The 1,049-nt window shown below is 52.0% G+C and carries 1 protein-coding gene; it reads right to left on the bottom strand.

Annotation, left to right across the window (positions count from 1 at the left end; genetic code table 11):
* Positions 1 to 30: 30 nt before the first annotated feature.
* Positions 31 to 1,008, bottom strand: coding sequence for an IS1595 family transposase (locus tag IB286_RS15355; RefSeq protein WP_022959703.1), 978 nt, complete (start codon positions 1,006 to 1,008; stop codon positions 31 to 33).
* Between the last annotated feature and the right edge of the window lie 41 nt (positions 1,009 to 1,049).

Genomic DNA, 1,049 nt, shown 5'->3' with positions numbered 1-1,049 from the left:
AAGGGGTATCCATTTAGCTCCACCTCTCATTTATTCCTCCTTAGCCTTCCTCACAACGACGTTCTCGTAAGTCACCGGTTCAGTTGCAACAGCCTGCTGCAACAATCGGTAAAACAACATCCCTCGCGATCTTGAAGAACGGCGATTAAATCGGAACACGAACTCATCAAGGTAAGCGTCAAGTTGTTCGGGCCGAACAGCCCCATGATGGGTGCCAAGTAGCCAGCGTTTAATCAGTGAAGCGACACGGTGTACGCCCGGCATTGAGGTATGTGCAGGCGTTTCCGAACCCAGCATGACTTTTCGATCATGCTGGTAACCGAGCTCATGTAGCTTCACATACATACCCGCGCCATCGGTGCGGACATGGCTGCCGGTTTCTATTGAGTTCTGGATAAAGGGCAGGACATTACCCTTCGTGTCATCATCAATGCGACGCAAGCGAATCCGACCGAAGCCTTGGGGCTCCTTTATCTCCACCGCAAGAATGATAAGTACGCGCTGTGTATGGCTTTTCCGCTTGCTTCTATCCCCCGGCCGGCCATCAGTCATATCCAGATAGGTCTCATCGACCTCGACCAAACCGTGCAGTTTTTCTCTACCCGGCCTGATCATCGCCCGGCGATACCGATGCAGAATCATCCAGGCTGTCTGGTAGCTTCCCAAGCCTAATACCCGCTGCAAGCCAAGCGCGCTTACACCTTGCTTCTGATTGGTCAGATACCATGCTGCCGCCAGCCACACTCGGAGTGGTGTTCTCGTCTTGCTAAAAATCGTACCGGCAGTAACAGAGCTTTGATAACGACAGTGGCGACAAATCAATCGACCGCGATTCGCTCTATGCGGCTTCCCCGCCAGGGCACAGGATGGACACACGAAGCCTTCTGGCCAACGGAGTTTTTCGAGATAAGCAAGACAGGCATCCTCAGTGGAAAACCAGTCCAGGAATGCATTCCAATTTTGGGGGTAGTCTTTGCCGGCAATCGGGGATAAAGTATGGATATCCATCCAGTAGTTATACGCTATGTGGAGCTAAATGGATACCCCTT

Source organism: Spongiibacter pelagi (assembly GCF_014705705.1).
In the GTDB taxonomy this organism is placed as follows: domain Bacteria; phylum Pseudomonadota; class Gammaproteobacteria; order Pseudomonadales; family Spongiibacteraceae; genus Spongiibacter; species Spongiibacter pelagi.
The sequence above is the reverse complement of the archived record's forward strand: the minus strand, read 5'-3'. Positions and strand labels throughout refer to the sequence as shown.

Excerpts from the sequence above, each read along its gene's own strand:
- IB286_RS15355 (WP_022959703.1), bottom strand. The coding sequence starts at position 1,008 with ATGGATATCCATACTTTATCCCCGATTGCCGGCAAAGACTACCCCCAA.